The organism is Paenibacillus sp. J5 (assembly GCF_054955055.1).
In genome coordinates this window covers 330,589-349,177 of sequence record NZ_JBUEDD010000002.1, presented here as the reverse complement: position 1 = coordinate 349,177, position 18,589 = coordinate 330,589, and the positions used below count along the sequence as shown (strand labels likewise).

Annotated in this window: 16 protein-coding genes and 1 riboswitch; of the genes, 10 read left to right on the top strand and 6 right to left on the bottom strand. The window is 55.6% G+C overall.

Translation table 11 applies throughout. The features are described from left to right. Nucleotides 1-263 precede the first annotated feature (263 nt). Both kimA and ACY1JZ_RS04065 read right to left on the bottom strand, forming a co-directional pair. Complete coding sequence (gene kimA / locus ACY1JZ_RS04070; RefSeq protein ID WP_462628177.1) at nucleotides 264-2,081, bottom strand: potassium transporter KimA; 1,818 nt, start codon at nucleotides 2,079-2,081, stop codon at nucleotides 264-266. Nucleotides 2,082-2,088: 7 nt separating this feature from the next. After that, nucleotides 2,089-2,279, bottom strand: a riboswitch (cyclic di-AMP (ydaO/yuaA leader). A gap of 172 nt (nucleotides 2,280-2,451) precedes the next feature. Then, complete coding sequence (locus ACY1JZ_RS04065) at nucleotides 2,452-3,648, bottom strand: MFS transporter (protein WP_462628176.1); 1,197 nt, start codon at nucleotides 3,646-3,648, stop codon at nucleotides 2,452-2,454. Between the two features lie 116 nt (nucleotides 3,649-3,764). On the opposite strand from ACY1JZ_RS04065, the gene ACY1JZ_RS04060 reads away from it, so the two are divergent. Together ACY1JZ_RS04060 and ACY1JZ_RS04055 are read left to right on the top strand one after the other, a co-directional pair. Continuing rightward, on the top strand, nucleotides 3,765-4,697 hold the full coding sequence (locus ACY1JZ_RS04060) for a LysR family transcriptional regulator (protein ID WP_462628374.1): 933 nt from the start codon (nucleotides 3,765-3,767) through the stop codon (nucleotides 4,695-4,697). A gap of 187 nt (nucleotides 4,698-4,884) precedes the next feature. Continuing rightward, entirely contained in the window at nucleotides 4,885-5,694 is an 810-nt protein-coding gene (locus ACY1JZ_RS04055; protein WP_462628175.1) for a (2Fe-2S)-binding protein, read from the top strand. Nucleotides 5,695-5,762: 68 nt separating this feature from the next. Here ACY1JZ_RS04055 and ACY1JZ_RS04050 read toward each other — a convergent pair whose 3' ends face one another. Continuing rightward, nucleotides 5,763-7,142, bottom strand: coding sequence for an MFS transporter (locus ACY1JZ_RS04050; RefSeq protein ID WP_462628174.1), 1,380 nt, complete (start codon nucleotides 7,140-7,142; stop codon nucleotides 5,763-5,765). 119 nt (nucleotides 7,143-7,261) lie between these two features. On the opposite strand from ACY1JZ_RS04050, the gene ACY1JZ_RS04045 reads away from it, so the two are divergent. Together ACY1JZ_RS04045 and ACY1JZ_RS04040 are read left to right on the top strand one after the other, a co-directional pair. Then, the gene (locus ACY1JZ_RS04045) at nucleotides 7,262-7,633 is read left to right on the top strand and encodes an ArsR/SmtB family transcription factor (protein ID WP_462628173.1); all 372 of its coding nucleotides are present in this window, start codon (nucleotides 7,262-7,264) and stop codon (nucleotides 7,631-7,633) included. 47 nt (nucleotides 7,634-7,680) lie between these two features. Then, complete coding sequence (locus ACY1JZ_RS04040) at nucleotides 7,681-8,028, top strand: hypothetical protein (RefSeq protein ID WP_462628172.1); 348 nt, start codon at nucleotides 7,681-7,683, stop codon at nucleotides 8,026-8,028. A gap of 157 nt (nucleotides 8,029-8,185) precedes the next feature. Here the strand turns inward: ACY1JZ_RS04040 and ACY1JZ_RS04035 are convergent, their stop codons facing one another. The 3 genes from ACY1JZ_RS04035 to ACY1JZ_RS04025 all read right to left on the bottom strand — a co-directional run bounded on the left by ACY1JZ_RS04035 (nucleotide 8,186) and on the right by ACY1JZ_RS04025 (nucleotide 9,718). Beyond that, entirely contained in the window at nucleotides 8,186-9,175 is a 990-nt protein-coding gene (locus tag ACY1JZ_RS04035) for an oxidoreductase (RefSeq protein ID WP_462628171.1), read from the bottom strand. Nucleotides 9,176-9,257: 82 nt separating this feature from the next. Continuing rightward, entirely contained in the window at nucleotides 9,258-9,575 is a 318-nt protein-coding gene (locus ACY1JZ_RS04030) for a hypothetical protein (protein ID WP_462628170.1), read from the bottom strand. Nucleotides 9,576-9,592: 17 nt separating this feature from the next. After that, the gene (locus ACY1JZ_RS04025) at nucleotides 9,593-9,718 is read right to left on the bottom strand and encodes a hypothetical protein (protein ID WP_270170905.1); all 126 of its coding nucleotides are present in this window, start codon (nucleotides 9,716-9,718) and stop codon (nucleotides 9,593-9,595) included. Nucleotides 9,719-9,949: 231 nt separating this feature from the next. On the opposite strand from ACY1JZ_RS04025, the gene ACY1JZ_RS04020 reads away from it, so the two are divergent. From ACY1JZ_RS04020 to ACY1JZ_RS03995, 6 genes are all read left to right on the top strand, one after another. Continuing rightward, nucleotides 9,950-10,942 carry an ABC transporter substrate-binding protein gene (locus ACY1JZ_RS04020; protein ID WP_462628169.1) on the top strand — a complete coding sequence of 331 codons (993 nt, stop codon included), beginning with the start codon at nucleotides 9,950-9,952 and terminating at the stop codon, nucleotides 10,940-10,942. Between the two features lie 43 nt (nucleotides 10,943-10,985). Continuing rightward, nucleotides 10,986-12,566, top strand: coding sequence for an AraC family transcriptional regulator (locus ACY1JZ_RS04015; RefSeq protein WP_270170907.1), 1,581 nt, complete (start codon nucleotides 10,986-10,988; stop codon nucleotides 12,564-12,566). Between the two features lie 214 nt (nucleotides 12,567-12,780). Beyond that, the gene (locus tag ACY1JZ_RS04010) at nucleotides 12,781-14,061 is read left to right on the top strand and encodes a class II aldolase/adducin family protein (RefSeq protein WP_462628168.1); all 1,281 of its coding nucleotides are present in this window, start codon (nucleotides 12,781-12,783) and stop codon (nucleotides 14,059-14,061) included. 382 nt (nucleotides 14,062-14,443) lie between these two features. Next, a complete protein-coding gene (locus ACY1JZ_RS04005; protein ID WP_462628167.1) occupies nucleotides 14,444-16,282 on the top strand; it encodes a cache domain-containing sensor histidine kinase in 1,839 nt (612 codons plus the stop codon). Between the two features lie 4 nt (nucleotides 16,283-16,286). After that, nucleotides 16,287-17,072: a response regulator transcription factor gene (locus tag ACY1JZ_RS04000; RefSeq protein WP_270170910.1), complete on the top strand. Its 786-nt coding sequence runs from the start codon at nucleotides 16,287-16,289 to the stop codon at nucleotides 17,070-17,072. Between the two features lie 161 nt (nucleotides 17,073-17,233). Then, nucleotides 17,234-18,538, top strand: coding sequence for an ABC transporter substrate-binding protein (locus ACY1JZ_RS03995; RefSeq protein WP_462628166.1), 1,305 nt, complete (start codon nucleotides 17,234-17,236; stop codon nucleotides 18,536-18,538). Nucleotides 18,539-18,589 lie beyond the last annotated feature (51 nt).

Here is an 18,589-nt window from a genome sequence, read left to right as displayed (position 1 = left end):
GCCGTTGAACCTCGGGAATCACTGCGGACTCTTCCATCATAAAATTGAGCGACAAGGATGTCTATGTAAAAACACAACATCATTTGCACTAATTGAATACGTTCTCAAAATAGGGAATGAATTCTAAGCTTCAGTGTAATTAGGAAGGAGAGGCGCATTCTTCTCCCTGTGCAGGGCAAGCCTGGGTAGCGTTCCATGAGCCGGAAAGCTAAGCCAGGCTGCGCCCGAAGCATGGAGGATCAGCAATGAACGTGGCCGCGCCGCTACCGCTTCAAATGATAGGGCACCGTCGTGACCACAATATCCTGCTGCCGGAACAGTTGCGCCCGCAGGAGCAGGCTGGTCTGATTATGGAGCATGGCATGCCACCAACTGCGCGTAATGAATTGTGGAATCAGCACAGTCACGGGGCCATGCTCCGGCGATTTGGCTTCCACCGTGTGAATAAACTTGAGCAGCGGGCGAATGACGCTCCGGTAGCTGGAGCGGATAACGACGAGTCTGACGCCGGGATTCCATTGCTCCCATTTGCGTTCCATCGCCTCAAGCTCCTCATCACTAAAGCCGACATAGACGGCGACCACCTGATCGCTTAACGAACGGGCATAGCTGAGCGAATGCATGACAACCCGCGTAATGCCGGCAACAGGAACAATGATCGTTCCCTTGGCTATATACGGCTTCTCCTTCTCAGGCTCGATGCGTAGCTCCTCGGCTATGTTGCTGTAGTGCTGGTGAATACGATAGAACAACAGGATGACAAGCGGCAAGAACACAAACACGACCCAAACCTGGCTCCACTTGGTGAAGATGAAGATGAGCGTAATGAACAAGGTCGTCAGCATCCCGATCGTATTCATGATCAGCTTGGGTACCCAGCCAGCCGGCTTCAGGCGAAGCCATCTTACGATCATCCCGAGCTGTGACAGGGTGAATGGAATGAATACGCCGACGGCATAGAGCGGGATCAAGCCCTCTGTCTCTCCTCCAAACGCGAGGATGAGTGCGGCGGACAGGACGCCCAGGAACACGATGCCGTTCGAGAACCCGAGTCGGTCGCCGCGCACTGTGAATGCCCGCGGCATATATTTATCCTTGGCCAGCATGTAGGCCAGGAGCGGGAAGGCAGAATAGGCGGTATTGGCAGCCATAAACAAGATAAGGGCCGTCACGCCCTGAATCATATAATAGAAGATATTGCGCCCAAGCACCGCCTCTGCGATCTGCGAGACGACCGTAGATTTGGCATTGGGGACAATGCCGTAGCCGTAGGCGAGCAGCGTGATCCCCATAAACATCGCACCCAGCAGCACGCCCATCATAACGAGAGTGGTCGATGCGTTGCGGGGCGCAGGCTCGCGAAAATGCGGCACCGCATTGGACATCGCTTCGACGCCGGTCAGAGCCGAGCAGCCCGAGCTGAACGCCTTCAGCAGCAGGAAGAGTGTGACGCCATGCAGCGCAGCTCCAGCTCCAGATGATGCTGAGTGCATATCCCCACTTAGAAAACGAATCGCTCCGGTCACAAGGAGGGCGAAGATGGCGATGACGAACAGGTAGACAGGGATAGCCAGCACGCTGGCAGATTCTGTTACACCGCGCAGATTCATGATGGTAAGAAATCCGATCATGATCAGCGCGATCCCCACTCGGTCATCATGCAGCGCGGGAAAGGCGGAGACGATCGCATCGGTCCCCGCTGACGAGCTCACGGCGACAGTCAAGATGTAATCGACGAGCAGCGAGCCGCCCGCGAGCAGGCCAGTTGCCGTGCCCAGATTGTCTTTGGCAACGATATACGCACCGCCTCCAGTCGGATAAGCGGCGATCGTCTGGCGGTAAGACAGGATGAGAATCAGCAGCAGCCCAAGCACTGCGACAGCGATCGGCAGCGAGTACCAGAGTGCGGCAGTTCCAGCCAGCAGCAGCACGAGCAGAATCTGCTCCGTGCCGTAAGCGACCGAAGACAGGGCATCGGACGAGAGGACGGCCAGCGCCTTCAGCTTGCCGAGCTTTTCATTGGCCAGGGCGCTGCTTTTCATCGGTCGTCCGATAAACAGCCGTTTCAATTGAGTAACCATCGGTATTTCTTCCTCTCTTGACGCTTACGGGGTTAGCTGACGGATTCGGGCCTGAGGAGGCAGCCCTACGCCACGGCTTGCGCCTGACGATTCACCCCATAGGCATGAATGCAGAGCGTTTCCTCAATCGCGCTCGCATCGCTTGCCTGTTCGGTTCCCCCGCTCCTGCATGATTGCAGGACTCAGCGTTCTTGCAATATATGTTACGAGATGAATGATACGCCTTGTGAGCAATAACTGTAAAGGTTCGGGAAGGGGTGAAAACGGCTGAAAAAGCGAATTTAATGCGAAGAAATCGGTTACAACGGGGGAGCGCCGCTGGCGCGCTTGCATTTGGTTGCAATCTCGCCAGCTTTTGCGCTTGCTGCTGCTATGCTTGTTGTGTGCTGCGATGCTTCTCTGGCTGCTTGCTGCCAATTCGAAGCTGAATCACAATCATCACGATGACCAGGATTGCCAGACCATAGATGGCAGACGTATAGCCTCCGAATCTGTCGTGCATCACGCCGACAAACAGCGGCCCGAGTGAGGCAATCATGTAGCCGCCAGATTGGGTCATGGCAGACAGTGAGCTTGCTTCCTCCGCATCGGCCGCCTCATCGATCGGCAGCATCAGAGCGATCGGGAACAGTCCTCCAGCACCTAGCCCCAGCACGATGGCAATCAGCCATGGCGATGCGTGCAGCAGCAGAAGCAGCAGACCGATCAGCTCCAGGAGCGAGCAGGCAACGAGCCATACGCCACGGCGCTGATAGCGGCTGATGAGGAGTGGCATGAGCAGGCTCATCGGAATCTGCACCACGGTGAATAGCGTCAGCACCGAGCCGGCTGTCTGCCTGCTGGCGCCCATCTCCTCCACGATCGGTGCGAGCCATGCCGTCATCGAATAGAAGATGACAGCCATCAGCCCGAAGAAGCCCGTCAGCAGCCAGGCGCGCTTGCTGCGCAGCGGCAGTCCGGCACGCTTGGCTTGCGGCGTCGTCTGCACAGCGGGCTCATCCGAGCCAGCTACCCGCTGCTTCGGCTTGATCGGCCGCCACCAGAATAGAAGAGCGGCGAAGGCGAGCACCGACCAGGAGGCAGCGGATGCCTGCCAGGAATCATTGAGGGCGGATTGCAGCGGCACAGCCAGCGCGGCGCCGAGTCCCGCTCCGATGACCAGTGACATTGAATAGACACCGACGATAGCGGTGGGATTGTCAAAATGGCGCTTGACGAAGCCGGATAGCAGCGGTCCTGTAATCGCGATGCCGATCCCGGCGACAAGAGCGGTTAGCAGCAGCATCCAGCCCGTGGAGGCGACGAATCTCGCCGCGGTAGCGCCGCCGATGAGCAGCAGGCAGCAGGCTACCGTCCGCTCCAAGCCGAAGCGGGAGCTGAGCTTTACGGCTGCAGGGGCGAAAAAGCCCATGCACAGTACAGGAAGCGAGGTCAGCAGGCTGGCGAGTGCTCCACTCATGCCAAGCGACTCGCGGATCGTTTCGAGCAGCGGCGAGACAGATGAAATGGCCGGACGAAGATTCAGTGAAGCAAGGAATAAGGCGGTTAGCAAAAATAGAAAACGCATGGCTGTCTCATCTCCATATGATGTATTGCATCGCATCCGTTTATCCGCACAACACTGGCTGTGCGATGGATACTGTAGCATCTTCAAGTGTATAGGGAAGAATATGATTGATCAATATGATTATTTCTATTATTATCATAGATACAATCAATGATTCGGAGGGGATGAGCTTGGAAATTCGCCAGCTCCGTTACTTTATGGCTGTATGCGAGGAGATGCACTTCACGAAGGCCGCGGACAAGATCGGCATCTCCCAGCCGACGCTAAGCCAGCAGATACGAGCATTGGAGGATGAGCTGAACATCCCGCTGTTTGATCGGCTAGGCAAAAGGATTGCCCTGACAGAGGCAGGCAAGCTGCTGCTGCTATACAGTACCCAGATTGAGCGCAACCTTCAGAATGCGCAGGAGGCCATTGCAGAGCTGCGGCAGATGCAGCGCGGTGTGTTGCGAATCGCTGTGCTGCCGTCCGATCTGGACTATCGGATTACCGAGCTGCTGACGACATATCACAGGGAATATCCGACCATCAAGCTCCAGGTGATCGCCTCAGTCGAGATTGTGCAGCAGGTGCTGGACAATGAGGTCGATCTGGGAATCAGCCTGGAGGGAGAGCCGGATGAGAGGCTCGTAAGCATCCCGCTATGCAGGGAGGACTATGTGCTGGTCGTCTCTGAGGGCCATCCGCTGTATGGCAGACAGCAGCCGATTATGCTGGAGGAGCTGAGGACACTACCAACGATTATGTATCCGCAAGGGTATATCGGTCGTGACATTGTCGAGCAATATACACGTCGACGCGGCTTCTTGCTCAACACACAGATGGAGACGACCTCGGCAACCTCGGTGCTTAGTCTCGTCAAGGCGAACCAGGGGGCGACCATCCAGCCTTGGCCGCTTATCGTTCAGATGGGCGATCCTGCGTTGCACTGTGTTCCCATAATTGAGGAGACGCCTTGTCGGAAGCTGGAGATTATCCATCGTTCAGATCGTTATATGGGGCAGGCAGCGAGGCAGTTCATGCAGCGTGTGATCCGCTTCTTTACGTAAAGAGGCAGACTATTGACAACGAAATTAATAATCGTTATCATTAAGCGAGCAGATGGAAAGGATTGCTTGCGCTCGAATTCGTTTCGGCGCGAAACGAAGCTATGCCAGCCCAAGCCAGTACCCGGTTGAACATGTCGACCGGGGATTCGTGCTGAGCTTGAAGCTGCTGGCATGAGGGGGGACATCGATGAATGAAGGATTGGATTGGACGCTGATTGAGCAAAACTTAAATATATCGCCTACAGGTGCTGCTGAGCCCCTCGCGGAATTACCGGCAGCCATGCTGCTGGATCATGAGCAAGCCAGAACGATGCTGGAGCAGGCCGGTGCTGCTGTCCGTGCTGACGGGCTCGTACTGCCGGCTTCCTTTGCCGGGTTAAGCGTGTATTACTTGTTCGCCGCATCGATAATAATGATGGCGCAGAGCAACCGCCTGCCGGATCTATCAATGAATAATCTGACCCTTCAACTCGAACGCTATGGAGATGATCATGCTAATCTTCGCTATGTTGTTCATCGGCCATCTGGACAAGAGCTGCCGGAGGAACCGGAGGCGATGGAGGCGTTCGTGGAACAGGAGGTTACAAAGTATATTCAGGAGGTTATGGTACCGCTGGTTGAAGGGATAGCCGAGGCAGCAGGAGTCAAGAGCGCCATGATCTGGAACCAGTTCAGCGGTCAGTATACGTATCTGAAGAAGTTGTTCTTCATGCAAGTCCAGGATGCTCAGGCGCAGGCGCGCTTCGAGCGAATCTATGATCTGATTCTGAATCGGGTGTCGCCAGAGGTGTTCGGTCGCCGCAGACACCCATTTGTTCACAAGCCACGCTACATCGACAATCCTGCGAACCCGGAGGAGAAGTGGATGATTCGTTCCTCCTGCTGCATGTACTACGCAAGAGAGAACGGCCGCAAATGCTTCACCTGCCCGAAGATGACGCCTTCTGAGCTGGAGGAACGCAAGCAGGAGCTGCTTGCTTCTGCAAGTAGACATTAGGGCAGACATACGAAACCCCCGTTTATGGCGATCAGCCGTGAACGGGGGTTTCGCTATGTGTCTTCAGATCAACTGCGAACGGGTGAGTGCTGCTGTTGCCGCTGCACTAGGCGATAGAACAGGGAGACGATGAGAGATAGCAGACTCACGCCAGCCATGCCCCAAAATAGCAGGGTGAATGCACCCGGCAGCTCGGCTGGCGAATATGCGCCAAGCACGCTGCTGCTCAACGCCACGCTGAAGGCGCCGCTGAAGAACTGCAGCAGTTGGAACAGTCCCATCCCCGATCCGATATGCTCGCTCGGAAGCACCCTTGACAGTTCATTGGACACACTGGCATTGAGAGCGGAGAAGCTGATGATCAATAGGGAGTAAAAGAGCATAATGGCATAGTGCGACAGGTTGCCAAGCAGTGCGAACAGTACACCGGCTGCCAGCAGCAGCCACGGCGCCACGCGGAACAACGGCTCATTGCCGAAGCGATCGATGGCTCGTCCGATGTAATTGGCGGCGAGCATGGACAGCAGGGCGCCAGGAAATAGTACAAAGCCAGATTCATTCGGTGTCAGGTGAAATACATGCGACAGCAACTGCGGCAGCAAAAACAGAGCGGCAAAATTGTTGATGTAGGCCGTTATGCCCAGCAGCGTTAGCAGCAGGTATGGGCGATTGCGCAGCAGCACCGGTTGAACAAACGGATGCGCTGTTCGGCGGATGCGGAGCCAAAAGAACGCCAGGGCGGCAATACCCAGGGCAAGCACAGCAGCCAAGCGGCTCGTCAGGAACAGCAGCAGTCCAGTCGAGCCGATGCCGAGCAGCACCGCTCCCGGCCAGTCGAAGCTTCCCTTGCGCGGCTGCTCCTGCGGCAGCAGCTTCAGAAAGACCGGAATGAACAGCAGGGAAATGCCGGTGATTAGAAACAGCGTGTTCCAGCCCAGATATTGTGTAATGGCTCCGCCAGCCACCGGGCCAAGCCCAAGTCCGAGCGAGGCGGCCGAGCTGATGAGCGCCATAGCTTTGCCGCGGCGTTCGAGCGGAATATAACGGGTGATAAACACGATCGCAAGGCTCATCACCGAGCCAGCGCCGGCAGATTGCACCAGTCGGGCCACCAACAGCAGCCCGAAGCTATGGCTGAAGAAGCCCAGTATCGATGCCCCGCCCAGGCAGCTAAGAGCGATGACGAGCAGCCGCTTGATCGGCACGAAGTCAGACAAGCGGCTGTACGTGATCAAGGCGATGGCGAACAGGATTGAATATCCGGTTACGATCCATGAGGCCGTCGTGGACGCCAGTCCGAATTCCTTCGCTACCTGCGGCAGGGCCAGATTGAACATCATGGTGTTCATAATAACGAGAACGAGTGTGGCCCCCATAAGCGGGATGATCAGCTTTTCCCGGAGGCTGTGTATTTCGTCAGAATTGTTGGCAGATCGTGAAGAAGACATTGGTTTTCCCTCCGAATTACGTAATGTTCGATCATTGTCGAACTATAAAAATATAGCATGAGATATGATACAATGCAATAAGTAGGATTACTGAGGGATGGAGGGGAGGAGGAGTCGTGATGAGAAAGCTGTATCATCCTGATCGGGATACTATTCAGCTAACAGCAATCTTTGCCGCTCTGAGCGACCCGCTTCGGCTGCAGCTTGTCCAGGATGTGGCCAGCGCCGGGGAGCAGGCGTGTGGCGCCTTCCAGTATCCGATCGCCAAGTCCACCATGACGCATCACGTCCGCGCGCTGCGCGAGGCGGGGGTGTTGAAGGTGCGTATCCAAGGTACACAGCATTTTCTGTCCTTGCGCAGGGCCGATCTGGAGGATCGCTTCCCCGGGCTGCTGGAGCTGGTGCTGGCATCGGATCGGGAGCCGCTGCTACGGCATACGGCAGCAGCTAGCGGGGAAGTGGAGCTGCAAGCGGATGAGGCGGAGGGCTAGATGGCTATAGCTGAACAACGACGTTAACATTAAAAGGGGAGTTATCGATGTACGAAATAGATATTCATCTCTATGAGGACTGGCTGGCAACTGTCCGGCAGATCTTTGCCGGTTCAGGGCAGCCACTGCCAGCGGAGGCTACGGATAAGCAGGTTGGGCTGGCTTACTATATCCAGAATGCAGCAGATCTGGAGGAGGCGGAGCGGCTGCGCGCCGCCAATGAGGAGCGACTGAACCAGATGGAGCAGACGATCAAGGATAATCTGGAGCAGGTGATCGCCCCGGACATTCTCCAGCGGACAGGGTATGACGGAAGTCGCTTTTGCTTCCGATGGGTATTCAACCAGGGCGAGCATATCGTAGAGGAGTGCTCGCAGTACCGCATCTCGCTGTAGGCGGGGAGCAGACAGGAACAAGCCGAAGCACAGGCTGCCGGATAACGGATAGGATAGATATGATAAGCAACGCTGCTGAACGGGCGGGCGCACAGCAGGTATACGGGCTGTGGCGAATTTCGCATGGTTGCTCCGCGCCCTCCTGTCCGCAGCATGCTTATAGCTTCACAATTGTCCGTCCACGCAGCCGTCCCTGAAGGATCGCATCCAGTCGCTCGGGGAGCTGGTCAAGCGCGATTTCCTCTGTTACCTCGTCTAGCGCCGCCCCAAGCTTTCGATCCGCAGCCAGTCGGCTCCAGATGGCGAGCCGTGTCTCCATGGCACAAGCTACAGAATCGATACCGAGCAGGCTGACGCCTCGCAGGATGAAGGGATACACCGTCAACGGCAGCTCGCTGCCCCCGGCAAGTCCGCAAGCGGCCACCGCTCCGCCATAGCGCACGGTGCTGATGACATGCGCCAGCGTCGAGCCGCCCACGGTATCGACAGCCCCAGCCCAGCGCTGCTTGCCGAGCGTGGCGGGCGATGACGGCGCAACCGCTGCTCTGTCCAGCACATGGACAGCTCCAAGCGTGCGCAGGTAATGGTGCTCGTCCGACTTGCCGGTGCTGGCTGCCACTTCATAGCCGTGCGCAGCAAGCATCGCGACAGCCAGGCTGCCAACGCCCCCGGTAGCGCCGGTTACGAGCACAGGCCCATTCTGCGGCTGCACGCCAAGATGCTGCAGTCGATCTACGGCGAGCGCCGCGGTAAAGCCGGCAGTGCCGTATTGCATCGCCTGTCGCAAGGTCATGCCATGCGGCAGCGGGACGATCCAGTCGGCCGGAACCCTGGCATACTGACTGAAGCCGCCTGGATGCGACACGCCCAGCCCATAGCCTGTAACTAGCACCTGATCACCAGGCTTGAAGCGCGCATCGCTTGAGGCCCCGACGATACCGGCAAGGTCTATTCCCGGGATGAACGGGTAAGCCTTCACAATCTTGCTGTCGGGAACGGCAGCCAGGCCATCCTTGTAATTGACGCTGGAATAGGCCACCTGTATCGTGACCTCGCCCTCTGGAAGCTGCTCCAGGGTTTGCTTCATGACCCCGCGTTGGAATTCCCCATGTTGGTTGTCCACTACAAAAGCTGTAAAGGTTGTCATGCAGATCACTCTCCTTGCTCCCATTATACAACAAAGTTAGAGGAGGAAGCGGAGGGCGGCTGTGTCGACTAGCGCAACGTTGCTATTTCCTAATAAACGCATCAATAAGATCACTCACGCTTACGTCGCCCAGGTCCTCGACGAGTTGGTCGGCCTTGGTCTTTTTGCGCAGCGAGCCTTGAAGGACGATCTGTATATTTTGATCCCTGTCCACCAGTACGGACAAGACTTCGAGAGCGCCTGTGAGCAAGCCAATAACAACAGCAACCTGCTGCGGGGACAGCTTGGGCTGCTTGCTGCTGCTCTTGCTGCCATTTTTGCCGTTACCATTACATTTTCCGTTCCCATTTCCATTGCCGTTTCCGTTACCATTACTGCTGATGCTGCCTCTTCTGGCCATGCGAGCTCACCGCCTACTCAGACAATAATGGTGCTCGAATCGGGCTGGCTGCTCCCGTCTGTTCCGATCCCCGCGATAAAAGAACCGATAATAACAAACACAACAATGAATGTGACTAATCGTATCCGATCATCTTCCGTCATCTGGCACCACCTGACCTGTAAGAGATTGATATGTTATTGTATGAAATTTGGTTCCGTTGGTTCGAATATCGGGCGGATGTGGGGGAGGAATTGGAGGAATAGGGGTTCTCGGCTTACGTTTGTATAAGAAATCATGAAGGAAAGTGTATTGCCCTCCTATCGGGAGTAGGCTACACTAAAAAAGTTGAAATTGAGAATGATAATCAATTAAAATAGGGGTGGACGAAGGCAATGACGAAAATGGGGCGATTGACATTAGGAATGACTCTGTTGCTCATGCTGTCAACAGCAATGACGGCCTGTGGGTCGGGTACGAACGAGCCTGGGGAGGCTGTACCGACAAAGACAGAGCAGACCGAGCAGCAGGCACAAGGGGAATTGGAGGAGCCGGCAACCCGTATTGTGCAGGATGAATTCGGGGAGGTGACCATACCGGTACATCCTCAGCGTATCGCAGGCATCTATCTGGAGGATTACTTGCTCGCGTTGGGGGTGAAGCCAATAGTGCAGTGGTATCATCCGTATTGGGGAACTCAGGAGTATCTGAAGCTCGATGCGCCGCTGTTTGATATTTCCGGGAGTCTGGAGGCCTTGCTGCAGCAGGCCCCGGATCTGATTCTAGTCGATGGTGCCGTGGATAAGGAGAAGTATGAGCTGTATTCCAAGATTGCGCCGACCTATCGCCTCAAGGATGAGGCGCTGAGTAGTACGAGGAATACCATAACGACGATTGCCGATGTGCTCGGTATTCCGGAGAAGGCAGAGGACGTGCTGAGCTCCTATGAGCACAAGGTTAATGAGGGAAGGCAGAAGCTGCAACAGGCTGTGGGCCATGAGACTGTCGCCGTCGTTCGTATCAACATAGACGACAAGTCGCTAGCATTGTTTGGAGTTCATAACAGCTATACCGGGGTCATCTACAGTGAATTCGGGCTGAAGCCTGTACAGATGGTGGCCGATATGACGGATTATCAGATGATGTTGTCCGAGGAGGCAATCCCTGATCTGAATGCCGATCATCTGATTCTGTTCCCCTCTAACGGCGATTGGAGCACTGTAGACAGCCAGCAGGCCTTTGAGGTGCTCGACAATCCGTTGTGGAGATCGGTGCCAGCGGTGCAAAAGGGCAATGTGTACCGGTTTGAGCGCTCGCATTGGCAGAGCGGGCAGATTACGGCCAACTCCATGAAGCTGGATGACCTGCTGCAGGCAATGGTGAAATAGTCTTGCCTGGGCATTCCTTCAAGAGGCGATAGGATCATCATGAATGAGTGGGGTGGATCGCATGCCGCTAGCCTATTCGCTGACGGATATTACACGGATTCAACAGCCGGCACAGGAAATCGGCCCGGCCGTATCCTATGCACAGCATACCTTGTTCATTGCTGCAGAGGGCTGGGGCAGTCTAGCGGCCGATGAATTGCGCTGGCAGTTGACCCAGGGCCGGGGATTTTATCTGGAGCCTGGAGCGGTGCATAAGCTGGAGGCCGGAGAAGAAGGGCTGAGCTATTACAGGATTCGCTTCGAGGTGATGGGAAAGAGCGCGAAGCAGTCGCGCCTGCCCGCCGGAGCTGTCCTGCTGCAGCCAGGTCCCATCTCATGTCATCCCTACTCGCAATGCATGCTGCTGCTGGAGACGATCTGCGGTCATGTGGATGTTGGTGGACAACTGGAGGCTTTTCATAATCATATTCGCTTTCAGGAGCTGCTGTTGTTCCTTTTTCAACAAAATGCAAGGCAGCAAGAGGGACGTGTTGAGCATGAGGCAGTGGAGAGGACGATACGCTATATAGCAGATCATTACAACGAGCCACTCACTGTGGATCAGCTTGCGGGAAGAGCTGGCGTAAGCAGATGGCGCTATTCCCAGTTGTTCAAGGAGCTGACAGGGCATATTCCGCTCGAATATATTAATGCAATCCGTCTTGAGCATGCACAGCATCTGCTTATTCTCACCGAGGACAGGCTATGCGACATTGCTCAGGCTGTCGGCTATAGCAACGAGTATTACTTTAACCGACGCTTTAAGCAGGCGATGGGGATTTCACCAGGCCAATACAGGCGCAGGCAGCATACATATTCGCGCATTTTTGCGCCTTTTCTAGAGGACTACCTGGTGGCGCTAGGGATTATGCCGATCGCGCAGATGTACCATGCGCAGTGGGGGCGGCAGGATTATCTTGGTCTGAGACAGGTGCCGCAGATCGATATTGCCACGATGGAGTCGAAGAAGCTGAAGCGGCTGCAGCCGGACTTCATCGTGCTCGATGCCGGCTGTCAGCGTTGGCAACTGGAGCGCTACAAGGAGGTAGCTCCCGTGTTCAAGCTGCCATACCTCGGTGAGGATTGGCGCGCGACGCTGCGCATGATCGCAGCCATCTTCGGTAGACAAGCCCAGGCGCAAAACGTTATTGAGCGGTATGAACGCAAGGCGGAAGAGGCCCGTAAGCTGTTAGCGGAGCGTGCCCCGGGCATAAGCGTTGCCTGCTTGCGTATCTCTGCCTGCGTTGTCTGCCTGTATGGGGGGCAGAGTCTTGGCTATACCGGAACCGTATTGCACACTGACCTCGGCTTGCGTATTCCCGAGAGTGTACAGCGCCTGACCGAGGGGAAGCGAATGGTCGAGTTGGATGAGCGGCAGTTGACCGAGATCGATGCGGACTATTTATTTGTCACCTTTGATAAGCTGGAGGGGGAGGGACGGGAGCTGCTGTCCAGTCCGGTCTGGAGAGCAGTGCCGGCTGTCCGCGAAGGAAGGGTCAGGGAGGTGGATTTTCTCGCTTGGATGAGCTATGGTGTGCTGGCTCATCATCAGAAGATTAGAGATGTTGTGGAAACGCTCTGTTAGTTGCAGGTGCAGCAGGAGCGATGGGAGAGCCTTTAGCGATGCTGTTGATGGCAGGCAAATGCCGTCTTTATTCAGTAAGCTGAAGGCTTTTTGTGATGCATGTCACATCGCAACGCCAGGATTAAGGATAATATAAAAATAAATCCACATAACCAAATTAATTTTTAGTACAATACGGTTAAGAAACAGACATATTCAGAAAGAAGGCGACCCTATGAGATTCGATCTGTTACACCCGTCCGACCAGATATTGATGATGATGCAGCGCATATACAGCTATGGCATGACGACAACCTCAGGCGGCAACCTGTCGGTGCTGGACGAGAATGGCGATATGTGGATTACGCCTGCCGGCATCGATAAGGGAGAGCTGACACGTCAGGACATGGTCTGCGTCAAGGCAGACGGCACGATCGTCGGCAAGCATAAGCCCTCCAGCGAGCATCCCTTCCATATGCTGGTGTACCGCAAGCGACCGGATCTGCGGGCTGTTGTGCACGCGCATCCTCCAGCGCTGGTGGCCTTCAGCATCGTCAGGCAGATTCCCAATGTGCATCTGCTGCCGAATGATCACCGCATCTGCGGCATGGTCGGGATGGCGGAATATGGTCTGCCGGGCAGCATGGAGCTGGGCGAGAAGATCGCTGCTGTATTCGCGGAGGGAATCGACACGGTTATGCTGGAGAATCATGGCGTTGTGGTAGGTGGAGCCGATCTGTTCCAGGCGTTTCAGCGCTTCGAGACGCTTGAATACTGCGCTCGCCTGGAAATTAAGGCACGCCGTATCGGTACCCCTGTCTCGCTGCAGCCTGCAGAGCTGGTGGAGAAGCGGGAGGAGCTGCAGGAGGAGTTCGTCCCCGGTACCTGCACGAGCGAGGAGCGGGAGGCGCGGCGCGAGATGTGCAAGCTGATTCATCGTTCCTATGACCAGCGGCTGTTCACCAGCACGCAGGGCACCTTCTCGCAGCGGCTTAGCGATGGCTCCTTCATCATTACACCATTCGATAGGGACCGCAAATATTTGGAGCCGGCCGACCTGGTGCGCATTCAGAATGGCAAGAAGGAGCAGGGCAAGACGCCAAGCCGCTCGGTGAGGTTTCACCAGTATATCTATGACACCCAGCCGCATGTCAATTCGGTCATTATCGCGCATCCGCCGAACATTATGGCATTTGCGGTGACGAACGAGGAGTTCGATTCGCGTACTATCCCGGAGAGCTACATCCTGCTCCGCAATATTCCGAAGCTGCCGCATGGCGATCTCTACACGGCGCCAGCTGTGGCGGCGAAGCTGTTCCGCATGGATACGCCGATCGTTATCGCCGAGAATGACTGTGTCATTGTTACAGGACAGACGCTCCTGAACACATTCGACCGCCTGGAGGTGGCAGAATATAGTGCGAAGGCCATCATCTCGGCACGGGCGCTCGGAGAGATTATTCATATGGAGCCAGCACGTATCGAGGAGATCGAAGAGGCTTTTCATTTGAAGTAGGTTAGATATTGCCAGAGGTGCATTCCGGGCAAGGCGCTTGCTCGCAGACAGCTCCCATAGATTGCTATCAAGAATCCGTCTTAAAATGTAATATTATATGACATCTTGCCTGTTCAAGAAGCCGCTGGTGCTCTATAATAGGAGCACATGCAGCATCTCAGGCCGTTGTTATGCTGGTCTGGAGAAGCTGTTCCCGTCTTGGGGACAGCTTTTTTGCCGTCTGTCGCGGGAGAGGGACATATCTAAAGATTCCATACCCAATCCAAAGATGACGGGATAGCGTCACCGCTGCAAACGGGATATGATGAACGCTCATTGCAATGATGTAAGCGATTTAATACGGAAGAGTCAACTATAGGACAGCCGCTTGGGGGATAGAACGATGATGATCGACTGGATTAACGGACATTCACGAGAGATGAACCTGCGCTCCAAGCTGCTGCTGCTGTTCGTTGCGCTGACGCTGCTGCCTCTCGGGCTGCATGGTTTAGTTAACTACCGCCATTTCTCGCAGACGCTGGATCACAAGACCGAGCAATTCACCATTGATATTGTGCGGCAGATTAATGCCAACTTGAACCGTCTGCTCAAGGACTATGAACGATTGTCCCTGATGCCGCTCTATGATCAGATCGTGCTAGGCATCCTCGCCAAATACAATGGGCCGATGGGCTCGGCAACCTGGGCGCAGTCCGATGATTACTTGAAGATGAAGCTGTACACCTCAGGGCAGGTGTACGACCGCCCGGAGATTCGCGGCATTCACCTGATCAGCAACAGCGGCATCCTGTTCTCCAGCGTCGATTCACTGGCGATCGAGGCCGTCTGGGACAGCCGTCAGGACGAATGGTTCAGGGAGCTGGAGGGCTCGGATGGGCAGTGGCGGCTGCTCCCGCCGCATGAGCCGAGCTACTATCTGACCCGGCAGGAGGAGCCGTATATTGCCATTGCCAGAGAGATTCGCGACCCAGGCACATTGTCGCGGCTCGGCTATATTGTCATCGATATGAAGCTGGAGGCGTTCCGGCAGGTGCTCTCCAACCTGAACTTCGAGCAGGACGCGAGCCTGATGATTGTCGACAGCCGGCAACGGCTGATGTTCGAGCGCATCTCCGCCGGGGGACTATCCGCTTATGAACGGTTGTTTCGAGATGGGCGACTGCAGGTTTACCCGGACAAGGGCAACCAGAAGCTGGTGCTGGACAGCAGGCAATACTTGTATGTGCAGCACCATTCGAGCTATTCCGGCCTGTCTGTTATTAGCCTGACGCCCATTGCTGTGATTCAGAAGGAGTCGCGAGCGATGGTCGCCTTCACCTTCTGGTTCGGCGTGCTATGTATGGCAGGTGTGGCTATTCTGGCAGCGATATTGGCCTACCGCATCACCCGCCCGCTCATTCGCCTGAAGCAGCATATGGTACGGGCGGAGCAGGGCGATTTCGGCCAGCGTGTGACTGACTTCAGCAATGATGAATTCGGCCAACTGAGCCGCGGCTTTAACCGGATGATGGAGGAGATCAACAGGCTGTTTAACGAGGTGTTCATCCTGGGCATCCGTGAGAAGGAGGCCGAGCTGTCCGCGCTGCAGAGTCAGATCAATCCGCATTTTATCTATAACACATTGGAGTCCATCAATATGATGGCGATCCGTCGCAAGCATGAGGAGGTGTCGGATATGGTCACGGCGCTCGGCAAGCTGCTCAGATACACGATTGATAAGGTAGATCGGCTTGTAATGCTGCATGAGGAGATCGCCTTCGTCGATTCCTACGTGCGTATCCAGCAGGTTCGCTATGCAGGCAAGCTGCAGGTTATCTATGACATTGATGATGCGGTGAAGCACTATCCCATTCCGAAGCTGATTCTGCAGCCACTGGTGGAGAACGCGCTCTACCATGGGCTGGAAGGGCAGGAGGAACGGGAGGAGCCGGGCGTCATCTGGGTGTCGGCGCTCCAGTTCGAGGATGAGCTGCTGCTAACCGTTCGGGATAATGGCAAAGGCTTGAGCGAGCAGGAGATTGATGTGCTGAATGCCGCAATCGGCTTACAGCCCAGCTACGAATCATTGCAAGCAAATCATGAGGATAAGCTGGGCCTGAACAATATCTGTCAGCGCATCCGGCTAATCTATGGCGAGCGCGGCAGTCTCAGTGTGGACGGGAGCCCTGGGCAGGGGCTGGCGGTGACGATTACGATTCCAATTCATGCAAATGGGAGATGAGCATATGTACAAGGTGGTGCTGGTAGAGGATGAACGGGTTATCCGCCAAGGCTTGCGGGAGCTGATCGGTCAAGCGGTGCCGCAATTTGCGGTGACGGGGGAGGCGGCGAGCGGAGTGGAGGCGCTGGAATATCTGAAATGCGAGGTGCCGGACCTGCTGATTACCGACATTCGGATGCGGGAGATGGACGGGCTGACGATGGTGTCGCGGGTGCGCGAAATGTATCCTGAGCTGCCGATTATGATCATCAGCGGCTACGGAGAGTTCGAATATGCGCGGCGGGCGATTGAATACGGGGTGAGCCATTTCCTGCTCAAGCCGATCGAACGTCATGAGTTTGTTGCCGCAGTACACAAGATTCAGCACCAGCTCGACCGCAAATACGGCATTGTCGAGCGCCAGCCAGAGACGATGGACAGCGAGGCCAGCGGCAAGGAGGCTCGCAGGCTCATCCGCGACATTAAGGAGTATGTGAAGCTTCACCTGGATGGCGATCTGCGCCTGCAGACGGTGGCGGAGGTCGTCCACCTGAATGCGACCTATCTGAGTCAATTGTTCAAGAGCGAGACTGGCGTCAACTACTCGGAATATATCGCGGACGCGCGCATGGAGCGGGCACGCTGGCTGCTGGCGCATACCCGGCTCAAAATTTATGACGTCGCGCGTCTCTCCGGCCATCAGAGCCCCAAGCACTTCATGCTGGTCTTCAAGCAGCAGAACGGGATGACAGCAGGCGAGTATCGCGAGCGCTTCAGCTTGCCTGAGCAGGCAGAGGGCAATAGGGAATAGCGGACTTCGCATCATGGGGGTTGGAGCTTATTCGTTCAATGTATAAAGATTGCGTACCAATTCTTGAAATGGCGTGATTTAAGGACGCAAGGCCGCTGGGCTATACTCAAATGGCAAGCGATACAGCATCGCTAGCGACATAGCGGATAAGGGGGATTCATATGAGAAAGGCAGCTTGGACAGCTATTCTGGCATTTCTGCTTGTGGCCGCGGTCGGCTGCAGCAGCAACTCAGGCAGCGGCGGTGCTCCGCAAGGCGGGCAGGAGGGCACGGATCAAGGCGAACAGGTCGAGCTGAAGTTCATGATGTGGGGCAATCAGGCGCACATGGATGTGTACAATAAGCTGATCGCAGACTTTACCAAGGATAATCCGGGCATCAAGGTGACGATGGAATCAGTGCCATTCGCGGAATATCAGCAGAAAGTTTCGGTGCTCGCCGCCGGTCGCTCACTCCCGGATATTGCCTGGGTGTCGGAGCGAATGCTGCCGCAATTCAAGGCGAACGGCATCTTGGCAGATGTATCCGAGTTCAAGGAGGATGCGTCCTTCAAGCTGGAGGACTACATTCCGAGCACGCTCGATCTGTTCCGTGATGGCGATCAGTTGCTAGGCTTGCCGTTCTCGACGCCGCCGGTCGTCATGTTCTACAACAAGACGCTGTTCGATGCGGCCGGGCTGACCGATCCGAATACATTGGCAGCCGCAGGACAATGGACGTGGGCGAAGTTCGAGGAGACGGCGAAGACCCTCTCCAATAAGAATGCCGCGAATCGCGTCTATGGGGCGAACTTCTTCCGCGACTGGAAGACATGGGCCATCCTGTCCTCCTATTCCTGGTCGTTCGGCAGCGGGCCGTTCAATGATGAGATGACGAAGTTTACTTGGAATGACGCCTATGGTGTGGAGACGTTCGAGATGCTGGAGCGAATGATGTTCACCGACGAATCCCACCCCAAGGCAGGAGAACAGATCAGCTTCGACGCCGGGAATGTAGGGATGTTCTTTGATAATTATTCTTACGTCTCCAAGGCGCGCGAGATTACAGGCTTTGAATGGAGCATCGCGCCGATGCCGGCTGGCGCCAAGGGCAGTGTCTCGATGCTCGGTCAAGCGGGATATACACTGTTCAAGGACAGCAAGCATCCTGAGGAAGCGAAGAAGCTGCTGAAATATTTCGCCAGCGAGCAAGGGATTCAGGCGACCGCGACTTATTTCGTGCCGCCGCGCACCTCAGTGCTCAATTCGGATGTGTTCCTGAACCAGCCGAACAACCCGAGCAAGGAGCATATCATTCAGGCGGTCATCGATGAAATGCCGAAGTCGCGCATCCTACCAGGTCACATCCGCTGGCAGGACATTGACAATGCGATTCTGCAAGGCTTCGATCGACTGTTCGGGCGTGTCGCTGCGCCGAAGGATAATTTGCAGCAGATCGAACAAGACTTGAGCGGAATTTTTGAATAAGCGATACGGGTGACGTTATCTGGCGTGCAGAGCAGCGGTGGGCTGCTCTGC